The 20,545-nt window shown below is 63.0% G+C and carries 17 protein-coding genes; 5 read left to right on the top strand and 12 right to left on the bottom strand.

Annotated features, from left to right (window positions below; translation table 11 throughout):
* The 5 genes from JHD64_RS14630 to JHD64_RS14610 form a co-directional block, all read right to left on the bottom strand.
* A partial coding sequence (locus tag JHD64_RS14630; protein ID WP_199053770.1) for a CbbQ/NirQ/NorQ/GpvN family protein occupies nucleotides 1–697 on the bottom strand: 697 nt, incomplete at its 3' end.
* Between the two features lie 8 nt (nucleotides 698–705).
* Nucleotides 706–969 carry a cytochrome C oxidase subunit IV family protein gene (locus JHD64_RS14625; RefSeq protein ID WP_059287604.1) on the bottom strand — a complete coding sequence of 88 codons (264 nt, stop codon included), beginning with the start codon at nucleotides 967–969 and terminating at the stop codon, nucleotides 706–708.
* A gap of 63 nt (nucleotides 970–1,032) precedes the next feature.
* Nucleotides 1,033–1,626: a cytochrome c oxidase subunit 3 gene (locus JHD64_RS14620; protein ID WP_059287603.1), complete on the bottom strand. Its 594-nt coding sequence runs from the start codon at nucleotides 1,624–1,626 to the stop codon at nucleotides 1,033–1,035.
* A 64-nt stretch (nucleotides 1,627–1,690) separates the two neighbouring features.
* Nucleotides 1,691–3,118 carry a cbb3-type cytochrome c oxidase subunit I gene (locus JHD64_RS14615; protein WP_110312942.1) on the bottom strand — a complete coding sequence of 476 codons (1,428 nt, stop codon included), beginning with the start codon at nucleotides 3,116–3,118 and terminating at the stop codon, nucleotides 1,691–1,693.
* A 35-nt stretch (nucleotides 3,119–3,153) separates the two neighbouring features.
* A complete protein-coding gene (locus JHD64_RS14610; protein WP_059287651.1) occupies nucleotides 3,154–3,579 on the bottom strand; it encodes a cytochrome c in 426 nt (141 codons plus the stop codon).
* Nucleotides 3,580–3,737: 158 nt separating this feature from the next.
* On the opposite strand from JHD64_RS14610, the gene cobA reads away from it, so the two are divergent.
* The 5 genes from cobA (at nucleotide 3,738) to JHD64_RS14585 (ending at nucleotide 7,888) form a co-directional block, all read left to right on the top strand.
* Nucleotides 3,738–4,577 (top strand): uroporphyrinogen-III C-methyltransferase, encoded by an 840-nt coding sequence (gene cobA, locus JHD64_RS14605; RefSeq protein WP_199053768.1) that lies wholly within the window; start codon nucleotides 3,738–3,740, stop codon nucleotides 4,575–4,577.
* Nucleotides 4,578–4,656: 79 nt separating this feature from the next.
* Entirely contained in the window at nucleotides 4,657–5,085 is a 429-nt protein-coding gene (locus JHD64_RS14600) for a hemerythrin domain-containing protein (protein ID WP_059287675.1), read from the top strand.
* The gene (locus JHD64_RS14595) at nucleotides 5,082–5,294 is read left to right on the top strand and encodes a DUF2249 domain-containing protein (protein ID WP_059287674.1); all 213 of its coding nucleotides are present in this window, start codon (nucleotides 5,082–5,084) and stop codon (nucleotides 5,292–5,294) included. The genes JHD64_RS14600 and JHD64_RS14595 overlap by 4 nt, the downstream gene beginning before the upstream one ends.
* Nucleotides 5,291–6,571 (top strand): hypothetical protein, encoded by a 1,281-nt coding sequence (locus JHD64_RS14590; RefSeq protein ID WP_199053766.1) that lies wholly within the window; start codon nucleotides 5,291–5,293, stop codon nucleotides 6,569–6,571. Before JHD64_RS14595 ends, JHD64_RS14590 begins: the two co-directional genes overlap by 4 nt.
* Nucleotides 6,572–6,691: 120 nt before the next feature.
* Nucleotides 6,692–7,888: an NnrS family protein gene (locus JHD64_RS14585; protein ID WP_199053764.1), complete on the top strand. Its 1,197-nt coding sequence runs from the start codon at nucleotides 6,692–6,694 to the stop codon at nucleotides 7,886–7,888.
* Nucleotides 7,889–8,642: 754 nt separating this feature from the next.
* Here JHD64_RS14585 and narI read toward each other — a convergent pair.
* The 7 genes from narI to JHD64_RS14550 all read right to left on the bottom strand — a co-directional run bounded on the left by narI (nucleotide 8,643) and on the right by JHD64_RS14550 (nucleotide 20,366).
* A complete protein-coding gene (gene narI, locus JHD64_RS14580) occupies nucleotides 8,643–9,329 on the bottom strand; it encodes a respiratory nitrate reductase subunit gamma (protein ID WP_199053762.1) in 687 nt (228 codons plus the stop codon).
* A 58-nt stretch (nucleotides 9,330–9,387) separates the two neighbouring features.
* Nucleotides 9,388–10,035: a nitrate reductase molybdenum cofactor assembly chaperone gene (gene narJ / locus JHD64_RS14575; protein ID WP_199053760.1), complete on the bottom strand. Its 648-nt coding sequence runs from the start codon at nucleotides 10,033–10,035 to the stop codon at nucleotides 9,388–9,390.
* Between the two features lie 3 nt (nucleotides 10,036–10,038).
* On the bottom strand, nucleotides 10,039–11,589 hold the full coding sequence (gene narH, locus JHD64_RS14570; RefSeq protein WP_199053758.1) for a nitrate reductase subunit beta: 1,551 nt from the start codon (nucleotides 11,587–11,589) through the stop codon (nucleotides 10,039–10,041).
* Nucleotides 11,586–15,287: a nitrate reductase subunit alpha gene (locus JHD64_RS14565; RefSeq protein WP_199053756.1), complete on the bottom strand. Its 3,702-nt coding sequence runs from the start codon at nucleotides 15,285–15,287 to the stop codon at nucleotides 11,586–11,588. Before JHD64_RS14565 ends, narH begins: the two co-directional genes overlap by 4 nt.
* Nucleotides 15,288–15,543: 256 nt before the next feature.
* Entirely contained in the window at nucleotides 15,544–17,520 is a 1,977-nt protein-coding gene (locus JHD64_RS14560; protein WP_199053754.1) for a methyl-accepting chemotaxis protein, read from the bottom strand.
* A gap of 159 nt (nucleotides 17,521–17,679) precedes the next feature.
* On the bottom strand, nucleotides 17,680–19,059 hold the full coding sequence (locus tag JHD64_RS14555; RefSeq protein ID WP_059287296.1) for a NarK family nitrate/nitrite MFS transporter: 1,380 nt from the start codon (nucleotides 19,057–19,059) through the stop codon (nucleotides 17,680–17,682).
* 53 nt (nucleotides 19,060–19,112) lie between these two features.
* Nucleotides 19,113–20,366: a nitrate/nitrite transporter gene (locus JHD64_RS14550; RefSeq protein WP_199053752.1), complete on the bottom strand. Its 1,254-nt coding sequence runs from the start codon at nucleotides 20,364–20,366 to the stop codon at nucleotides 19,113–19,115.
* Nucleotides 20,367–20,545: the final 179 nt, after the last annotated feature.

The following is a 20,545-nucleotide window of genomic DNA, read 5'->3' as shown; positions in this document are numbered from 1 at the left end:
TGCCGGACATCATCAGCTTGGCAGCGTAGACCAGCAGTCGGGTGCTGACCGATTCGTCCAGATCATAGCCAGTCAGGCGGCGCAGCTGACCGGCCAGCGTCACCAGCTGGCGGGCCTGGCTTTCGGCAATGCCGGTTTCCTGTTGCAGCACCGCCAGTTCCACATCCGCTGCGGGAAAATCAAAGCTCATGGCGACAAAGCGCTGGCGGGTACTGGGCTTGAGGGTTTTCAGCACATGCTGGTAACCGGGGTTGTACGACACCACCAGCATGAAGCTGGGCGGTGCTTCCAGCAGCTCACCGGTGCGCTCGATGGGCAGCATGCGCCGGTCGTCGGTGAGCGGGTGCAATACCACGGTGGTGTCCTTGCGCGCCTCCACCACTTCGTCCAGATAGCAAATACCGCCCTGGCGCACGGCGCGGGTCAGCGGACCGTCGCACCATACCGTCTGGCCATCCCCGATCAGGTGGCGGCCCACCAGATCGGCGGCGGACAAATCGTCATGGCAGGACACGGTGATCAGCGGCAGGCCCAGCCGGGCCGCCATATGGGCGACAAAGCGGGTCTTGCCACAGCCGGTGGGGCCTTTGATCAAGACCGGCAACTGCTGTTGCCAGGCGGCCTCGAACAGGCGGCATTCATCGCCCTGGGCCTGATAAAACGGTGCTGCCACAGCAGCGGGTAAGGGTGCGTTCATGTCCGGCCTCAGCAAAAACTCATCATCAGCAAACCCGTCACCAGCAGCAGCCAGCCATGCACGACAAGGCGCAGCCAGCGGGGGGCGTGGCGCAGGCCCATATAGTGCTCGATCACGGTAACGCCCTTGACCCAGGCCAGCAGCAATACCAGCCGGGCCAGGGCACCCTGCCCCAGCGACAGGCCCTGTTCGGCCAATAGTGCGGCCAGCAGGGTCAGGCCGCTCAGCCAGAGCCACCACAGCCACAAACGGGAAGATGCGGGATAATTCATCTGCACAGCATAGGCAGTAGGCCGCGCGGCATCCTTGATACCGGATAAGGGTTTGGCCCTGCGCTAGCGCGCCACATACACCAGGGCAAACAGCACCAGCCACACCAGGTCCACCATATGCCAGTAGGCCGCGGCGGTTTCCACGCCGTCCAGCCGGCCAGGGCCATAGCGGCCATCGCGCGCCATCCACCACACCGCCGCCACAATCACCATGCCCAGCACCACATGCAGGAAATGAAACACGGTGAGCGACAGGTAGAACATCCAGAAATCATTGCTGGACAGGCTGATGCCGGCCATGAACTTGCCCGCCAGTTCATACAGCTTGCACAGCAGGAAACCGCTGCCAAACACCATGGCCAGCAGCAGCGCCCGGCGCGCCGCAGCTTGCCGGTCCAGGGCAAACCGCTTCACCGCGGCCACCATGCAGGCGCTGCCGGCGATCAGCAGCAGGGTATTGAGCGTGGGCAGCAGCAAGGCCAGATGCGACTGGCCCTCGGCAAACAAGGCCGGCTGCTGCCGGCGATATACCCCGTACACCAGGAAGAACACGCCAAACACCGCCAGCTCTGCCAGGATGAAACACCACATGGCCAGGTCACCCGGTATATGGCGCGCGGGCGGCGCTGCGGTCAGTTCCAGACTTTGTCCATTCATCTCTGCCTCCAAAACAAAGAGGCGGCCCGCAAGCCGCCTCAAGATCGGTACGGATAGCCGCTACTCAGCTTTCACGTTTGCCGGTGACAAAAAAACTGGTGACATACATCATCAGGCCAGTGAAGAAACACAGGCCAAAGCCGAAACGGGCCCAGTACATCGGCATGATGTGCTGCTGGGTTTCCATGAAGGACAGCGGTGCGGCGGACAGGCGCTGCAGCGACACCTGGGTCACCGCGGCAGCAGTCAGCGACAGGGTGATCCCCACGATGGCCAGCGTCATCACCCAGAAGGCGGTCTTTTCCAGCTTTTGCGCCGCGGCACTGTTGGCTTCACGGCCACGCAGCAGTGGCATGGTGTAGGAGATCATGGTCAGCACCACCATGGCGTAAGCACCGTAGAACGCCATATGGCCATGTGCCGCAGTCAGCTGGGTGCCGTGAGTGTAGTAGTTCACCACCGACAGCGTACCCAGGAAGCCCCATACCCCGGCCCCAAGGAAAGACATCACCCCGGTACCCAGCGCCCACAGCGTGGCGGCCTGGTTGGGATGCTCACGCCGGCGCCGCTTGACCATATTGAAGGCGAACACCGTCATCATGAAGAAGGGAACCGGTTCCAGCGCCGAGAAGACGGAGCCCAGCAGCTGCCAGTAGCCCGGCGTGCCAATCCAGAAATAATGGTGGCCGGTACCGATGATGCCGGTGATCAGCGTCATGGCAATGATCAGGTACAGCCATTTTTCAATGATTTCACGGTCGACGCCGGTCACCTTCACCAGCACGAAAGCCAGCATGGCGCCCATGATCAGTTCCCACACGCCTTCCACCCACAGGTGCACCACCCACCACCAGAAATACTTGTCCAGCACCAGGTTGTTCGGGTTCACAAAAGAGAACAGGAAGAAAATCGCCAGGCCCCACAGCCCCAGCATCATCACGATGCTGATGCTGGTCTTGCGCCCGGACAGCAGGGTCATCGACAGGTTGAACAGGAAGGACAGCGCCACCAGCACGATGCCTACCTTGGTGATCAGCGGCTGCTCCAGGTAGCCGCGCCCCATGGTGGGCAGCAGGTCGTTGCCGGTAAGGTGGGCCAGCACGTTATACGGCAGGCCCAGATAGCCCAGAATGGTCAGCGCACCGGCCACCAGGAATACCCAGAAGGTGATGATGGCCAGTTTCGGGCTGTACAGCTCGCGCTCGCACTCTTCCGGGATCAGGAAGTAGCCCGCGCCCATGAAGCCGAACAGCAGCCAGACAATCAGCAAATTGGTATGCACCATGCGGGCGGTGCCAAACGGAATGGCGGGAAACAGGAAGTCGCCCTTGAAGTACTGCAGGCCGATGATCAGGCCAAACAGGATCTGGCCGATGAACAGGCCGATGGCCGCCACGAAATAGGGCTTGGCCACTGCTTGCGAGCGGTATTTTATCTGGTCATTCACTGTCGCCTTGCTGGCGGGCAGTGCTGCCACGGTTGCATTACTCATGTGTTTTCTCCGGAAGCAATTGATCGCACTGCGGATCAGCCTTCGATATTGGGCGGCCAGTTATTGGTATTGATCTGCGAGCTGTACTTCAGGAAGGCCACCAGATCATCCAGCTGGGCATCGTTCAGGTTGAACTGCGGCATCTGGCGCCGACCCGGTACATTGGTGGGCATCGCCTTCATCCAGCCCTTGATGAACTCCGGGCCACGGCGCACATAGACATTGCCCAGCTCCGGCGCAAAGAACGCCCCCTCGCCCAGCAGCGTGTGGCAACCGGCACAGTTGCGTGTCTCCCAGATTTTCTTGCCGCGCACAGCGGCATCGGTCAGCTGGGCCTTGGCGTTATGGCTGGGCACCGCCAGGGTGGTATCCACGGTCAGCCCCAGGAAAATCAGGAAAAAGAAAACCGACCCACCGTAAAAGATGTTGCGGGCCGTCGATTTGGTGAAGCTCGCGCTCATCACGTCCTCCTCAATTGCGTGTACCGGCAAGCCCGGCACTTGCGGCGAAATGTACGGTTTCGGACATCCCGACAGCATTGATTCGAATCAACGATTTCCGGCCCCCTCCCTACCTACACTGGCAACATTCCAGCCAAGGCCCAGCCAAAGGAGCCTGCATGAACAGCCCGTATCAAGCCCTGCACACGCCCCTGGTGCCGCCAGAAAAACCCGTCATTCCCGGCGCTGAATTCCGGCCTGGCAGCGTCGCCCTGGTGGGTGCCGGGCCGGGTGCCGCCGACCTGCTCACCCTGCGCGCGCTGCAGCGCCTGCAACAGGCGGATGTGGTGCTGTACGACCACCTGCTGGACAGCAGCATTCTGGCGCTGGCCCCCGCCACGGCCGCACGCCTCTGCGTGGGCAAACGCGCCAGCCGCCATACCCTGCCGCAAGCCGACATCAATCAGTTATTGGTCAGCCTGGCCCGGCAAGGCCAGCGCGTGGTGCGGCTGAAGGGGGGCGATCCGCTGCTGTTCGGCCGCGGCGGCGAAGAGATGGAAGCGCTGGCCGCCGCCGGCATTCCCTGTGAAGTGGTCCCCGGCATCAGCGCCGCGCTGGGGGCCGCCGCCAGTGCCGGCCTGCCGCTCACCCATCGCGATTACGCCCAGGGCTGCAGCCTGGTCACCGGTCACCGCCGCCAGGGGCAGCAGACGCTGGACTGGACCCGCCACTGCACGCCCGAGCAGACCATCGTGGTCTATATGGGGCTGGGCGAGGCCGCCAGCATCGCCAGTCAGCTGCTGGCGCATGGCCGGGCGGCCGACACCCCGGTTGCCGTGGTGGAACATGCCTGCTCCGCGCGGCAGCGTTGCCTGTGTGGCAGCCTGCAGACGCTGGCCACCCTGATCGAACAGGAAGGCATCACGGCCCCGGCCCTGCTGGTGATCGGGCAGATCGTCACCCTGCATCAGAAGCTGCAGGCCGCCATGGCCGGGCAAGCTGCAGCGGCAAGTTCTTGATCCGTGTCATTCAAACGGGCCGCCGCCGCACCGCATACTGCGCTTTTACCGTCAGCCCCAGCCACACAGGACACCACCCATGAATGCCATAGCCTGCCTGACCCAGCAGCATCGTGACTGCGACGCCATTCTTGCCCAAGCCGAACAGGCGGTACGTCACGGCGACTGGACCACCGCCGGCCAGACCTGCCTGCGCCTGGCCACCGATCTGGAGCAACACTTCCAGCTGGAAGAACAGCAGCTGTTCCCGGCTTTCGAGGCTGCCACCGGCATGTACAGCGGCCCCACCGCCGTGATGCGCCAGGAACACCAGCAAATCCGCCTGCTGCTGCAGGACATGGACGACGCGCTGCTGGCCAGCGATGCCAGCGCCTGGCTGGGCCACGCCGAAACCCTGCTCATCCTCACCCAGCAGCACAATATGAAAGAAGAAAACATCCTCTATCCCATGTGCCGCCAGCACATTGCCGGCTTTGAGCAGATGGTGCGGCCGGGAGTCAGCGCATGAGCCCGGTCGACCTGCGCCACCTGGCAGCCCCCGCGCCGATGGAAATCATTCTGGATGCCGCCGAGCAATTGCAAGACCAGCAAACCCTGGCCTGGATCCTGCCGCACCACCCCACGCCACTGCTGCCCATGCTCACCGCCCAGGGCATTGCCTACCGCTTCGAGCTGTCCGGCGATGGCGGGGTGATTCTGTACATCAGCAAGGCATGAGCCAGGCCTGGCTTTCCTACGACGACGCGCCCCCCATCTGGCTGCCTGCCAGCTTTTTTGGCGCAGCCATGCTGTGGCTGCTGGCCCTGGGAGGGCTGCTGCTGCCTGCGGGCATGCTGGCGGCCAACCGCTACCACCCGCAGCTGCTGGCGCTGACCCATGTTCTGGCGCTGGGCGTGCTGGGCAACATCATGGCCGGTGCCCTGCTGCAAATGCTGGCGGTGGCCAGCGCCGTGGCAGCACGGCGCGCAGGCCGCCTGCTGCTGGGCATTTTCCTGCCCTGGCAGCTGGGAACCACCTTGCTGGTGGGCGGCTTTTTGCATGGCTTTTCCCCACTCGCCCTGCAGGCGGCGGCAGTCTTGCTGGGTGCGGCCATCCTCCGCCTGGCCTGGCACGGCCTGCATGGGCTGGCCCACAGCCCGGCGCGCGATGCCAGCAGCCGCGGCATGGCGCTGGCACTGCTGGGACTATTGGTCGCCGCCGCGCTCGGGCTGTGCCTGGTGCTGACCCTGAGCGGCCGGCTGGCCCTGCCCTGGCTGCCGCTGCTGCACAGCCATGTACTGTGGGCGGCCATGGGCTGGCTATTGCTGCTGATGCTGGCCGTCAGCCAGACCGTGATTCCGCTGTTCCTGATCACTCCGCCCTATCCGGCCTGGATGCTGAGCACGGCGCGGAGCGTGCTGATCTTGCTGCTTGGCTGCAGCCTGGCCCTGCTGTTCTGGCCAGCGCAATTGTGGCTGCCCGCCAGCCTGCTGCTGATTCCAGTACTGCTTTATGCCGTGCAATCCTGGCAGCTGCTGCGGCAAAGCCGGCGGCCGGCTGATCCGCTGTGGTGGCAATGGCAGGCGGTCCTCGCCTGCCTGCTGCTAGGCTGCGTGGCCGCCTGGCTATGCGCTGGATGGACAATATGGCCGAGCCTGCCCTTGCTGGCTGGGCTGTGGTGGCTGGGCGGCGCCGGCCTGGGAGCCACGCTGGCCATGCTGGGCAAGATCCTGCCGTTTCTGGCCTGGTTGCACTTGAAGCGGCTGAACCCGCCACGCGGCCTGCTGCCCTCCACCCATGGTTTCCTGCCCGAGTCCGCCCAGCTGCGGCTGCGTCATCTGCATCTGCTATGGCTGCTGGCCGGCACGCTATGGTGCTGGCAGCCCGCCCGTTTTCATCTGCTGTTTGCCCTGGCCACGCTGGCGCTGGCGGCTTATGCCTTGTGGCTGGGTGGGAACATCGCGCAGCGCTACCAGGCGGTGCGGCGTGCACTGCCTGCGGCGGCGGCGCGCTGAGCGGCCAACAGCCTTGCTGCCGCAGCCGCCGCGCGCGGCCGGATTTTCTTGACGAGAATCATTCCGCCTTGCACGACCGCCACCGATACTGGGCTACCACCTTCTGCGAGCCCGACCATCATGCCTGACACACTTCCCCCCGCCTTGCTGCGCGCACCGCACCGCCTGGCTTTTCTGCTGGGCATGCTCAGCGCCCTGTTGCTGTTTGCCGCCTGGTTTGCCGAACTGGCATCGCGGCTAGGCCCACATATCATCACGCCGCAGATTCCTGCGGTGATGGCGCATGCCTTGCTGATGCTGTACGGCATCTTCCCCTTGTTCATGACCGGCTTTATCTTTACCGCCGGCCCGCGCTGGCTGGGGGTGGCCCCGCCCAACCGGATGCGCTATCTGCTGACGCCCGGCCTGATGGCTGCCGGCGTGGCAGGCTGGCTGGCGGGCCTGGCGCTGGGCAAGAGCTGGCTGCTGGCCGGCCTGCTGTTGTACGGCCTGGGTTTTGCCAGCCTGACCTTGTGCTTTGCCGGGCTGATCTGGCGTAGCCCGCAGCCGGATCGCCGCCATGCGCTGGTGGTGCTGGCGGCTTTTGTGCTGGGGCTGGCCGGTGTCGTGGCCGCAGGCTGCTGGCTGTTCAGCGGCAATGGCGCTTACTGGCTGATCATGCGCGATCTGGCCTTGTGGGGCTTTTTGCTACCGGTATTCCTGACGGTGTGCCACCGCATGCTGCCTTTCTTCACCAGCAGCGTACTGCCGGATCGCAAGGCATGGCGGCCCTACTGGCTGCTGGCCGCCATGGTGGGCGGCAGCTGGCTGCATGGCTTGCTGCTGCTAAGCCAGCACAGCAGCCTGCTGGCCGACCTGCCGCTCACCCTGCTGTTTGGCTACACCAGCTGGCGCTGGGGCCTGCTGCCCTCACGCAAGGTGAGGCTGCTGTGGATGCTGCACCTGTCCTTTGCCTGGCTGGCCGTGGCATTCGGCCTGTACAGCGTAGCCGGCCTGCTGCCCGCGCTGGCGCTGGGGCTGGCGCCGCTGCACGCCATCACCGTCGGCTTCTTCATGACCATGGTCATCGCCTTTGTCTCGCGGGTAACGCTGGGGCATTCCGGCTTGCCGCTGCAGGCCGGCAGCTGGCTGTGGCGTGTCTATCTGGCGGTGCATGCGGTGGCACTGAGCCGGGTCGTGGCCGACTTTGTGCCGCCAGCATGGGTCGCCTGCCTGTATGCAGCAGTAGCCCTCTGCGGCCTGCTGGCACTGCTGGGCTGGAGCCGGCAACTGATCGGGCTGTACCTCAAGCCGCGCGCCGATGGTCAGGCTGGTTGAAGCAAACCGTTTACCGCGACCAAGCAAATAGCGCAGCGCCCCTGTGGCGCAGCCGCTTTCCGGTTTGCGGCTCTTGCATCAAACCGTCTTGCCGCCCCCTGCGCATTGAATAGCCGGGCAAGGGGGCGGCACAGCTTGCCCCGCCAGGTGATCAGCACGCTGATCACCTGGCCATCCACACCCCGGCCGCAATACCCCCGCCATTTCACAAAGCATGCCGACAGCTGATGCGGCGACAGCGCATCAAGTCACGCGCCCTTGCCGACCTTGCTGGCGCCGCAAGCGATGACCAGGCGTCGCATCACTGCCCCCGCAGCCTGCGCAATGAGAGCGGGCTCACAACACCTCGTAGCGAAGCCGGAGTACCAAGTGTAGGGCAAGGAGGCGCAAGGCAGGCGCGGGGGTCTTGTCAGCGGGTCTAAGCAGCCGGGCTGGCGCGCCATACCACCCCCGCGGCATGACCGCGCCCAAAGAAAAGTCGGCTTGTGCGCAGCGCTCTCACACCCCACTGCGCCCTTGCACCGGGCGCCGCCACATCCGCACCGCATGTCCTGGTCGGCTGGCACGGAGCCGACCTTCTGGTACCGGCTTTGTCTTGCCATGCAAGAACACAGCGCCCCCTGCACCGGAGCATTTGCCGCCGGTGATGGTGCGGGACTGGCCCGCAAGCAAAAAAAAGCCCTGTCTCCAATCGCTGGAAACAGGGCTTTCTGCTGTGTGAATGGCTTGTTGTGCCTAGCCAGCCAACTGCTGATCAGGCACGCGGGCGCACCAGCTGCCAGGCGCGTCCCAGATACGTCACCGCGCCAAAGCCGCTCCATACATGCACCAGACGGGTGAAGGGGAAGATCACGAACACGCTCATCCCCATGAACAGGTGCAGTTTGAAGATGGGGGATGCGGCCACGATGAACTGTGCGGCATCGCCACGCAAGGTGACGATATGCTGCGCCCAGGTCATCAGCAGCACCATTTCGTGGCCGTCCAGATGCTGGGCGGACACGGCGATGGTACACAGGCCCAGCAGCAGTGTGGCCAGCAGCCACAGCAGCACCAGCTTGTCACGCCAGGTGGTGTTGGCAGCCAGACGCTGGTTGCTCAGGCGGCGATGCAGCAGGATCAACAGGCCGACCAGGGCCAGGCTGCCCATGATGCCACCGGCGCTCATGGCAAATACCTGCTTGAAGCTGTGGGTGACACCCAGTGCTTCCCATACGCTCAAGGGCGTCAGCAAGCCCACCAGATGGCCGAAGAACAGGCCCAGCACGCCGACGTGGAACAGGATGTTGCCCAGGCGCAGATTGCCGCGATACACCAGCTGGGAGGATTCGCTCTTCCAGCTGTACTGTTCGCGCTCGAAGCGCATCAGGCTGCCCAGCAAAAAGATGCTGAGCGCGATATAGGGATAAATCCCGAACACAAATTGATGCAGATAATCCATCTCTCTCTCCTTGCTGTTCCGGCCAGCCCATGACAGCGCGGGCCGGGAACGGGCAGATTCAGGCGCCGGGTCGCGACGGGTAGAAATTGACCGGAGCTATGGCCGGCATGGCGGGCTTGAGCAAGGGCTCGCTGCCATCCGCACCGGGGCCAAAGGTTTCCAGCAGTTCGTCCATGTCGCGGATGGGCGGTACGGTCAGCGGCTCCGGTGCCACTGGCGACAGCCACACCAGCACATCCAGCACCCCGGCATAGGGCGAGGACGATTCGCGCAGCTTGCCGGCGATATGGCCCAGCACATGCACCGCATCGCCCAGCAGGCGGCTGCCCTCCTCCGCCTCGCACTGCGACAGGAATTCCAGGAACAGCGGCACGTAGTCGGGCAGCTCGGCACACACCGGCTCGAAACCGTGGGCCTTGTACTCTTCCATCAGGTCCACCATGGCCTGACCGCGGGCGCGGTCCTCGCCATGAACATGCTCGAACAGGTGCAGCGAGTGCGCCGGGCTGCGGTCGAAAGTCTGCACATAGCCTTCCTGCAGGGCGATCAGCTCGCTGCCCTCCAGCTGGGCCAGCAACGGTTCCAGCATGCTGGCTGCGGTTGGCGTAGCCTGCAGTGCGCTGCGGATGTCATCCAGCGCCGCCAGCAACTCGGGCTCCGGATAACACAGCAGGGCCGAGGCAATCTTGAACAATGACTGGTTCATGGCTTAGCTCCCGGCGTTGGCCTTGCGGTCGCGCCGCATGTCGTGGAACACGATGGGCGTGGCCTTCTTCTTGCCAAACAGGCTGGATTCCGACGTGCCGCCGGAGCAGCCATTGCCAAAGGTGAAACCACAGCTGGCCTTGTCGTCGAAGGTGTTTTCCACCATTTCCTTGTGGCTGGACGGAATCACGAAACGGTCTTCGTAATTGGCAATCGCCATCACCTGGTACATTTCTTCCACCTGGGCCGGTTTCAGATGCGTGCCGCGCAGGGTGGCCGGATCGCTCACCTTCTCCACGCTCTTCTTGCGCATGTAACGGCGCATGGCCACCATGGTTTCCAGCGCGCTCACCACCGGTTCTTCCTTGCCGGCGGTCAGCAGGTTGGCCAGATAGCGGATGGGGATGCGCAGGTCCTTCACGTCCGGGATGATGCCGTTGTCACCGATCAGGCCATTTTCCAGCGCGCTCTGGATGGGTGACAGCGGCGGGATGTACCACACCATGGGCAGGGTGCGGTATTCCGGATGCAGCGGGAAAGCTACTTTCCATTCCATGGCCATCTTGTACACCGGCGAATTCTGCGCGGCGCTGATCCAGGCTTCCGGAATGCCCTGTTTGCGGGCCTCGGCCTGGATTTCCGGCAAATTCGGGTCCAGGAACACGCCCAGCTGCGCTTCGTACAGGCTCTTCGGGTCCTCCACGCTGGCAGCCGCTTCGATGCGGTCGGCGTCGTACAGCAGCACGCCCAGATAGCGGATGCGGCCTACGCAGGTTTCCGAGCACACGGTGGGCTGGCCGGCCTCGATACGCGGGTAGCAGAAGATGCACTTCTCGGCCTTGCCACTGGTCCAGTTGTAATAAATCTTCTTGTACGGGCAGCCGGACACACACATGCGCCAGCCGCGGCACTTGTCCTGGTCGATCAGCACGATGCCGTCGTCTTCGCGCTTGTAGATGGAGCCGGACGGGCAGGAGGCGACACAGGCCGGGTTCAGGCAGTGTTCGCACAGGCGCGGCAGATACATCAGGAAGGTGTTCTCGAAGGCCGAGTACATTTCCTTCTGGATGCCTTCAAACAGGGCGTCCTTGCTGCGCTTGGCGAACTCGCCACCCAGGTCGTCTTCCCAGTTGGGGCCCCATTCGATCTTGTCCATCTTCTTGCCGGTCAGCACCGATACCGGACGGGCCGTCGGCGGAGTCTGCATTTCCGGCGCGTTTTGCAGGTGCTCGTAATCGAAGGTAAACGGCTCGTAATAGTCGTCAATGGCCGGCAGATTGGGGTTGGCAAAGATATTGGCCAGAATGCGCATCTTGCCGCCCTGCTTGGGCACCAGCTTGCCATTGGGCTTGCGTTCCCAGCCGCCCTGCCATTTTTCCTGGTTTTCCCAGTCCTTGGGGTAGCCGATGCCGGGCTTGCTTTCCACATTGTTGAACCAGGCGTATTCCACACCGTCGCGGCTGGTCCAGACGTTTTTGCAGGTGACCGAACAGGTATGGCAGCCGATGCACTTGTCCAGGTTCAGCACCATGCCGATTTGTGCACGGATTTTCATTTGTCTTCTCCTGCAGGCTTATCCATCCAATCCACTTTTTTCATCTTGCGCACGATGACGAATTCGTCACGGTTGGCACCCACCGTCCCGTAGTAATTGAAGCCCCAGGACAGCTGGGCGTAACCGCCAATCATGTGGGTCGGCTTGGTCACCGCACGGGTCACCGAGTTGTGGATGCCGCCGCGCTTGCCGCTGGTTTCCGCCCCCGGCACGTTCACGATTTTTTCCTGGGCGTGGTACATCAGCGTCATGCCTTCCGGTACGCGCTGCGATACCACCGCACGGGCGGTCAGCGTACCGTTGACGTTGAATACTTCGATCCAGTCGTTGTCGACGATGCCGGCCTTCTTGGCGTCCACTTCCGATACCCATACATGCGGGCCGCCACGCGACAGCGTCAGCATGCGCAGGTTGTCCGAATAGGTACTGTGGATGCCCCATTTCTGGTGCGGGGTGATGAAGTTGAGCACCAGCTCGTGGTTGCCATTGGACTTCTTGCCCAGGATGGCCTGGGTGGTTTTCAGGTCCACATGCGGCTTGAACACGCACAGGCCCTCACCAAAGGCGCGCATCCACTGGTGATCCTGATAGAACTGCTGGCGGCCGGTGATGGTGCGCCATGGAATCAGCTCGTGCACATTGGTGTAGCCGGCGTTGTAGCTGACTTCTTCGCTTTCCAGGCCCGACCAGGTGGGCGAGGAAATGATCTTGCGCGGCTGCGCCTGCACATCGCGGAAGCGGATGCTGTCATGCTCGCGCGGCAGTGCCAGATGGGTGTGGTCGATGCCGGTGATCTTGGACAAGGCTTCCCAGGCTTTCACCGCCACGTGGCCGTTGGTTTCCGGCGCCAGGGTCAGAATCATCTCGGCGGCGTCGATGGCGGTGTTGAGCTTGGGTTGGCCCTTGCCTGCGCCCTCGGCCACGGTATGGTTGAGGCCGCGCAGGATGTCCACTTCGTGGCCGGTTTTCCAGCTGATGCCCTTGCCACCATTGCCCACTTTTTCCAGCAGCGGGCCGATGGAGGTGAACTTGTCGTAGATGGCGCCGTAATCGCGCTCCACCACCGTCATGGCCGGCATGGTCTTGCCCGGCACCGGCTCGCACTCGCCCTTTTTCCAGTCACGCGGGTCAAACGGCTGGCCCAGTTCCTGCGGGGTGTCATGCATCAGCGGGGTGAGTACCAGGTCCTGCTGCACGCCCAGATAGTCCTTGCCGATTTCGGAAATCTTCTTGGCAAAGCCCTTGTAGATTTCCCAGTCCGACTTGGCCTGCCACAGCGGCTGTACGGCTTCGGACAGCGGGTGGATGAAGGGGTGCATGTCGGAGGTGTTGAGGTCGTCCTTCTCGTACCAGGTGGCGGTCGGCAGCACAATGTCGCCGTACAGGCAGGTGGTGGACATGCGGAAGTCCAGCACCACCAGCAGGTCCAGCTTGCCTTCCACCGCCGGACGCACGGTGATTTCGGTGGGCTTGATGCAGTCGTCTTCCGAACCCATCACCGCGTTCTGGGTGCCCAGCAGGTATTTGAGGAAGTACTCATGGCCCTTGCCGGAGCTGCCCAGGATATTGGAACGCCACACAAACATATTGCGCGGGAAGTTCTTCGGGTTGTCCGGGTCGTTGCAGGACATGTCCAGCGTGCCGTTTTTCAGGCTGTCCACGGCAAACGGGATGGCATCCTTGCCAGCGGCCCTGGCGGCGCGGGTGATGTCCAGCGGGTTGGTGGTCAGCTGCGGGGTGGACGGCAGCCAGCCCATGCGTTCGGCCTTGGCGTTGTAGTCGATCAGGCTCATATTGGCCATCTTGCCGTCGGCCGTCGGGCACAGGATTTCGTTGATGCCCAGCTTTTCGTGCCGCCACTGGCTGGTATGGGCGTAGAAGAAGCTGGTGCCGTTCATCTGGCGCGACGGACGCACCCAGTCACCGGCAAAGGCCAGCGGTGCCCAGCCGGTTTGCGGACGCAGCTTTTCCTGGCCCACATAGTGGCACCAGCCGCCGCCGCTCTGACCGATACAGCCACACAGCATCAGCATGTTGATGATGCCGCGATAGCTCATGTCCATGTGATACCAGTGGTTAAGCGCGGCACCGACAATCACCATGGATTTGCCATGGGTCTGGTCGGCGTTCTGGGCGAATTCGCGCGCTACCTGGATCACCATTTCCGGCTTCACGCCGGTGTGCTTTTGCTGCCAGGCCGGGGTGTACGGCACGTCGGCCATGTAATCATTGGTGACATTGCCGCCGCCCAGGCCACGGTCGATGCCGTAGTTGGCTGCCATCAGGTCGAATACCGTGGCCACCAGTGCAGTGCTGCCATCAGCCAGCACCACCTTGCGGGCCGGGACATTGCGGGTGAGCAGTTCCTCGTGCTCGGCACCAAAGTAAGGGAAGCCGACGCCAACTACTTCGTCACGGTTTTCAATCAGGGACAGGCGGGCCGATACCTCGCGGCCAGTGCTGCCGTCCTGCTGTTGCAGGTTCCACTTGCCGGTCTTGCCTTCAGGTTGGCCCCAGCGGAAGCCGATGGAACCGGTGGGAGCCACGATGTCGCCACTGGTTTCGTCGAATACCAGGGTCTTCCATTCCGGGTTGTTGTCTTCGTTCAGGTTATTGGCCAGATGGCTGGCACGCAGGAAGTAGTCCGGCACATAGCGTTCGCCATCCTGGCGCAGCGTTACCAACATCGGCATGTCGGTGTAGCGGCGGATGTAGTCGGTGAAGTAGGCCGACGGTTTGTCCAGGTGGAATTCCTTGAAGATGACATGACCCATGGCCATGGCCAGCGCGGCATCGGTGCCCTGCTTCGGCGCCAGCCAGATGTCGCCGAACTTGGCCATTTCGCCAAAGTCACTGGAAACGGCCACGGTCTTGGTGCCCTTGTAGCGCACTTCGGTATAAAAGTGGGCGTCCGGGGTACGGGTCATCGGGATATTGGAACCCCACACCATCAGGTAGGTGGAGTTGTACCAGTCGGCCGATTCGGCCACGTCGGTCTGTTCGCCCCAGATTTGCGGGCTGGCCGGCGGCAAGTCGCAATACCAGTCGTAGAAGGACAGCGGCACGCCGCCAATCAGGCTGAGGTAACGGCTGCCCGCGGCGTAAGACACCATGGACATGGCCGGAATCGGCGAGAAGCCCACCACGCGGTCCGGACCGTAATTCTTGATGGTATAGGCATTGGAAGCCGCGATGATTTCGTTGGCCTCATCCCAGTTGGCACGCACAAAACCGCCCTGGCCGCGCTTGCTCTTGTACTGCTTGGCCAGTTCCGGGTTCTGGCTGATGTGCTCCCAGGCTTGTACCGGGCCCATGCTCTTGCGCGCCTCGCGCCACAGCTTGGCCAGGCGGCCGCGGATCATCGGATATTTCACGCGCTGGGCGGAGTACACATACCAGCTGTACGACGCACCACGCGGGCAGCCGCGCGGTTCGTGGTTGGGCAGGTCCGGCCGGGTGCGCGGATAGTCGGTCTGCTGGGTTTCCCAGGTAATCAGCCCGTTCTTGACATACACCTTCCAGCTACAGGAGCCGGTGCAGTTCACCCCGTGGGTGGAACGCACGATCTTGTCGTGCTGCCAGCGTTGGCGATAGGCGTCTTCCCACTGGCGGTCTTCATTCACCACCGCGCCATGGCCATCGGCAAAGGTGGATTTCACCTTGCCGAGGAAATTCAGTCTGTCCAGAAAATGGCTCATCTTGCCTCCGAGTTTTTACCGCCAGATGCGGTGCCGCGGCCGTGCCGCGCAGCCTTTGCTTACGCTGGACAGATTAAGTCCGGGCAACAACAGCGCCCATTCGCCACAGGTGGCAAGCAGGCAAAGCAGAGTGAGGAGGCGGATAAGCCATAAGAATTAGACGGCACTACACAGGCCGGCCAGCAACAGGGGGAAAGGGGGCGGGATGGGCGGAGCAGGCCGCCAAGGGGCTGCTCCGCAGCTTGCTGCAGGGAACTCAGGAACTGGTGTGCTGGAAACGGTCGACCAGTCCGACCATCTTGCCGGCGGTGCGGTTAAGCTGGCCGGACAGCGCCGCGGCCTCCTGCACGATGCGCGCATTGCTTTCCGCCAGCGCGGCAATCTTGCTGACATTGGTGGCCACATCATTGCTGGCGGCAGTCTGCTCCTGCATCGCCAGCGTGGTGCTGCGACTCTTGTCGGCGGTAGCGCTGGCCTTGCCGTGAATCAGCGCCAGGTCGGCCACGGTGTGATCCACTTCGGCCATGCCGCCCTGCATGCGCTGCCGCGCCGTGGCCATCTGCTGCGCCACATCGCGGGTTTCGTGACGGATGTCTTCGATCAGCGCCGCGATGTCCAGCGTTTCCTTGCTGGTGCGCTCGGCCAGCTTGCGCACCTCGTCCGCCACCACGGCAAAGCCGCGTCCCATCTCACCGGCACGGGCGGCCTCGATGGCGGCATTCAGCGCCAGCAGATTGGTCTGGTCGGCAATCTCGCGAATGGCGGTGACGATGCTGTGAATACCCTCGGACTTGTCGCGCAGCATATTGACGCTTTCGCCGGTATGGCTCAGGCCATCCGCCGTTTCACTCAGTGCGGCAGCGGTACTGCGCATGCGTGCACGGCCATCGTCCACGCAGCCCTGCATGTCCTCGGCCACGCGCATGGCCTGCTGGGCATTGTCGGTAACCGCGGCAATGCCGGCGGACATTTCCTCGATGGCGGCGGCAATATCCACCGAGGAGCGACTCTGTACCTCCGCGGTGGAGGCCGCCCGTTCCGACACATCGCTCAGCGCATTAGCTGCCGCCACCATCTGGTGTGCTTCGGCCTTGATCTGGCGCAGGGTGGCGGCAAAGGCGTCCGCCAGGTGATCAAAGGCATGGCCCATGCGGGCAATCTCATCACTGCCGGGCAGCGCGGCGCGGCGCGACAGGTCGAAGTCGCGGCTCATGCCGCTCATCAATTGCTCCAGCCGGGAAATCGGCCGCTCCACACTGTGGTAAATGGCCCAGCCCAGCAGCGACAACACCAGAATGGTGGCGGCCGACCCCAGCAAGGTGAACCACAGCTGGAAACGGGCCTGTTGCAGCAGCTGCTGCATATTGTCATCCAGCTGCTGCAGCAATTGATCCTGCAGCTTTTTCAGATTGGCCATTTGCGCGCTGGCTGCGCCAAACCACCGGGCCGGCGCCACACCCGGCGACTGGCCTGGCGCCACCTGCATGATCTGCTGGCGCATGGCCTGCAGCACAGCCGCCTCGGCCGACTGGTCGGCCTGCTGTGCAGCCTGGCGAATCCCGGCAGAGGCCACCAGCCGCAGCTGGCTGGCACAAGCCTGTTGCCGGGCCTGCATGCCGGCTGCCTGCAGCAAGGCAGCCTGGTCAAAGCTGCCACGCCCCAGCACACCATTGATGAATCCGCGTTCGCGCCCGGCAAACTCCTTCTGGCATTGCAGATTGAGCAGCGCCACGGCATCGTGCAGCAGGCCGGTATCACTGGTGCTGCCAGCCAGATCCGCAATCAGGCCGATCAGCTGTTCGATATGGTCGGAATAGGCCGCGAACATCTGCCCTGCCGGCTGACTGCGCGTGTCGATGGCGGCACGCCCCTGCAACAGGGCATGCACCTGCTCATCCACCGTCGCAGCCTGGGTGGCTGCCGGCAACTGCGCCAGGCTGGCGTGGAAGTCGGCCAGCGCGGCGTCGGTTTGCCGGCGCACGGCGGGCAGCTCGGCCGGCAGGCTGCTGCCCGCCGTACTGAGAAAACCATTGCTCAGCCCGCGTTCGGCCTGTAACTGGTGAATCAGGCCACTGGCCTTGCCCGCTACCTGCAGCAGCTGGGCCGAAGCCTGCAGACGTGACAGGCTCTGCCACTTTTCCAGTGACAGCACACCGGCAAGGCCGGCAATCACCAGCACAAAAGGCAGGATCAGCAGGCCCAGCCTGCTGGCAATGGAAAGTCTGGACAACATGACAGCCTCGCAATCGGCGTGTGGGGGTGGGTGTTGCAATGCACTAACAGCATAGGCAATTTCCAGCCGCGATCAAATATGCCAAAAAATTAAAAAGGGGAAGCATTCATGCTTCCCCCTGCCTTGCCTGCTTGCAGCGCGCGGGTCAGCCCAGGCCGATCAGCACGGAATTTCCGCGTTCTTGCGGGCGTAGAACCACCAGTTGATCAACACACAGCTGGCATAAAACAGGATGAAAGCATACAGCGCCGCCTCCACCCCGCCGGTCATGGCGATGGAGGTGCCATAGCTCTTGGGAATGAAGAAACCGCCATAAGCACCAATGGCACCGGAGAAGCCCAGCACGGCGGCGGCTTCACGCGTGGCATCGGCCTGCGCCTGCTTTTGTGCCGTCTCGCCCTTGCCCGCCAGCCGTTGGTGCAGGGTGAGGAAAATCACCGGCACCTGCATGAAGGTGGAACCATTGCCCAGCCCGGTCAGGGCAAACAGGCAGAGGAACATGGCAAAAAAGCCCTGGAAACTGCCGCCCTGGCCGGCATGCGGCAAAAAGCCCAGCACACCGCCCACCGCCAGCATCATCAGCAGGAATACCGCCTGGGTCACCTTGGCGCCGCCGATCTTGTCTGCCAGCCAGCCGCCCACCGGACGGGCCAGCGCGCCCACCAGCGGGCCGTAAAACACGTATTTGGTGGGATCGACATCCGGAAACTGACCTTTCATCAGCAGCGGGAAACCGGCAGAGAAACCGATAAAGGAACCGAAGGTACCGATATACAGCCAGCACATCAGCCAATTATGCTTGCGACGGAAAATGACCACCTGGTCGGCAAACGAGGCCCGCGCCGAGGCAATGTCATTCATGCCCAGCCAGGCGGCGATGGTGGACAGCACGATGAAGGGCACCCAGACAAAGCCGGCGTTCTGCAGCCACATTTTCTTGTGTACCGCCCCCTTGATCCAGGTTTGTGCATCGCCGCCAAATGCCCCGAACACCCCCATGGTAATCACCAGCGGCACCACGAACTGCACCAGCGACACCCCCAGATTACCCAGCCCGGCATTCAGGCCCAGCGCCGTACCCTTTTCCGCCTTGGGAAAAAAGAAGCTGATATTGGACATGGACGAACTGAAATTGCCGCCGCCAAAACCGCACAGCAAAGCCAGCACCACCATCGTGATGTAGCTGGTGTTGGGGTCCTGCACGGCAAAACCGATGCCGATGGCCGGAATCAGCAGGCTGGCGGTGGAAATGGCCGTCCATTTGCGCCCGCCAAAAATGGGCACCATGAAGCTGTAAAAAATGCGCAGGGTGGCGCCGGACAAGGCCGGCAATGCCGCCAGCCAGAACAGCTGGTTTTGCGAATAGCCGAAACCGATATTCGGCATGTTCAGCACCGCCACGCTCCATACCTGCCAGATGACAAAGGCCAGCATCAGCGCCGGGATGGATATCCACAGATTGCGCCGCGCCACCGCCTTGCCTTGCTGTTGCCAGAATGCGGGATTTTCCGGTTCCCACCGGTTCAGTACATGTGACATCAAGCCCTCCCTGACGGCATCTGTGGCCGTCAATCAAAAATTCGAAGACCAGCTCAGCCGGCCTGTCTGGCCATGGCGGCCGGCTCACGCCCGGCCTGTGCCTTGAAGGAAAAGTGCATCCACACCAGCGACACGCACACCGTGCCGTACAGCAGCATGAAGGCGCTGCTGCGCACACCGGTGATATCCAGCAACACCCCGAACAGGATGGGCAGCAGGAAACCGCCCATGCCGCCGGCCAGGCCCACCACGCCGGACACCGCGCCGATATTGTCGGGAAACTCATTGGCAATGAACTTGAACACCGAGGCCTTGCCGATGGCCATGGCAATACCGACGGCAAACAGCACCAGCGTGAACAAGGTGACATTCAGACCGAGATGGAAGCGCTGCACACCGTGGGTGGTGCTGATGCTGAAGTCGGTTTGCGGATAGGACAGGATGAAAAATGCCACCCAGCACACCCACATCACCCCCCAGGTCACCCGGTAGGGGCCGAAGCGGTCGGACAGCCAGCCGCCCATCGCCCGCAGCACGCCGCCGGGCAGGGAGAAGCAGGCAGCCAGGAAAGCCGCATGCTTGATGTCGAAGCCGTATTCGCCGACGTAGTACTTGGTCATCCACAGCGCCAGCGCCACATAGCCGCCAAACACCACCGAGTAGTACTGGCAGTAGCGCAGCACCGCCGGGTCTTTCATCAGGGCCAGCTGCTGGCGCAGGCTGACCTTGCTGCTGACCAGATGGGACGGGTCCTGCCAGGAGAACAGCCAGAACAGGATGGCGGTAACCAGCATGATGATGGCGTATACCGTTGGCACCATTTGCCAGCCGGCCGCGGCGATGATGCCGGGGGCCACCAGCTTGGTGAGCGAGGATCCGGCATTGCCGGCCCCGAACACGCCCATGGCCATGCCCTGCTGCTCCGGCCTGAACCAGCGCGCCACATAGGGGGTGCCCACGGAAAACGCCCCGCCGGCCAGCCCGACCAGCAGGCCGATGGCCAGGAACTGCCAGTAGGCGGTGGCGTACTGCATGATGAAAATAAAGGGCACACACACCAGCATCAGCACAAACATCACGATGCGGCCGCCAAAGCGGTCGGTCCAGATGCCCAGCGGCACCCGCACCAGCGAACCGGACAGCACCGGGGTCGCCGCCAGGATGCCGAATTCGGTTTCGTTCAGGCCCAGATGCTGCTTGATGGGAATGCCCAGTACCGCAAACATCATCCAGATCATGAAACAGATGGTAAATGCCAGTGTGCTGGACGCCAGCACGGCGTACTGCCTGAAGCGTGGGGAAGCCATGGTGCCTTGCTCCGCAATGGGGATAGCAGGCATTTAACCCTGATACGCACACGGGAAATATTCGCCGATAGCAGCAAGGCGCGCGGCATGAGGAGCTAGCCCGACCCTGCAGATGGGGAAGCCGGACTAATCACAAAGTAGCATGCCACCCTGCCCGGCCTTGCCCGGCGCCGCCTGCC

The organism is Aquitalea sp. ASV15 (genome assembly GCF_016429115.1).
Taxonomy (GTDB): Bacteria; Pseudomonadota; Gammaproteobacteria; order Burkholderiales; family Chromobacteriaceae; genus Aquitalea; species Aquitalea magnusonii.
This window is presented reverse-complemented; position numbering and strand designations above follow the sequence as displayed.

Bases quoted from the DNA above. Each gene is read 5' to 3' on its own strand.
- JHD64_RS14600 (WP_059287675.1), top strand. From the start codon at position 4,657: ATGAATGCCATAGCCTGCCTGACCCAGCAGCATCGTGACTGCGACGCC.
- JHD64_RS14565 (WP_199053756.1), bottom strand. From the start codon at position 15,287: ATGAGCCATTTTCTGGACAGACTGAATTTCCTCGGCAAGGTGAAATCC.
- JHD64_RS14555 (WP_059287296.1), bottom strand. From the start codon at position 19,059: ATGTCACATGTACTGAACCGGTGGGAACCGGAAAATCCCGCATTCTGG.
- JHD64_RS14595 (WP_059287674.1), top strand. From the start codon at position 5,082: ATGAGCCCGGTCGACCTGCGCCACCTGGCAGCCCCCGCGCCGATGGAA.
- JHD64_RS14615 (WP_110312942.1), bottom strand. From the start codon at position 3,118: ATGAGTAATGCAACCGTGGCAGCACTGCCCGCCAGCAAGGCGACAGTG.
- JHD64_RS14550 (WP_199053752.1), bottom strand. From the start codon at position 20,366: ATGGCTTCCCCACGCTTCAGGCAGTACGCCGTGCTGGCGTCCAGCACA.
- JHD64_RS14585 (WP_199053764.1), top strand. From the start codon at position 6,692: ATGCCTGACACACTTCCCCCCGCCTTGCTGCGCGCACCGCACCGCCTG.
- JHD64_RS14560 (WP_199053754.1), bottom strand. From the start codon at position 17,520: ATGTTGTCCAGACTTTCCATTGCCAGCAGGCTGGGCCTGCTGATCCTG.
- cobA (WP_199053768.1), top strand. From the start codon at position 3,738: ATGAACAGCCCGTATCAAGCCCTGCACACGCCCCTGGTGCCGCCAGAA.
- narJ (WP_199053760.1), bottom strand. From the start codon at position 10,035: ATGAACCAGTCATTGTTCAAGATTGCCTCGGCCCTGCTGTGTTATCCG.
- JHD64_RS14620 (WP_059287603.1), bottom strand. From the start codon at position 1,626: ATGAATGGACAAAGTCTGGAACTGACCGCAGCGCCGCCCGCGCGCCAT.
- narI (WP_199053762.1), bottom strand. From the start codon at position 9,329: ATGGATTATCTGCATCAATTTGTGTTCGGGATTTATCCCTATATCGCG.
- JHD64_RS14590 (WP_199053766.1), top strand. From the start codon at position 5,291: ATGAGCCAGGCCTGGCTTTCCTACGACGACGCGCCCCCCATCTGGCTG.
- JHD64_RS14610 (WP_059287651.1), bottom strand. From the start codon at position 3,579: ATGAGCGCGAGCTTCACCAAATCGACGGCCCGCAACATCTTTTACGGT.
- JHD64_RS14625 (WP_059287604.1), bottom strand. From the start codon at position 969: ATGAATTATCCCGCATCTTCCCGTTTGTGGCTGTGGTGGCTCTGGCTG.
- narH (WP_199053758.1), bottom strand. From the start codon at position 11,589: ATGAAAATCCGTGCACAAATCGGCATGGTGCTGAACCTGGACAAGTGC.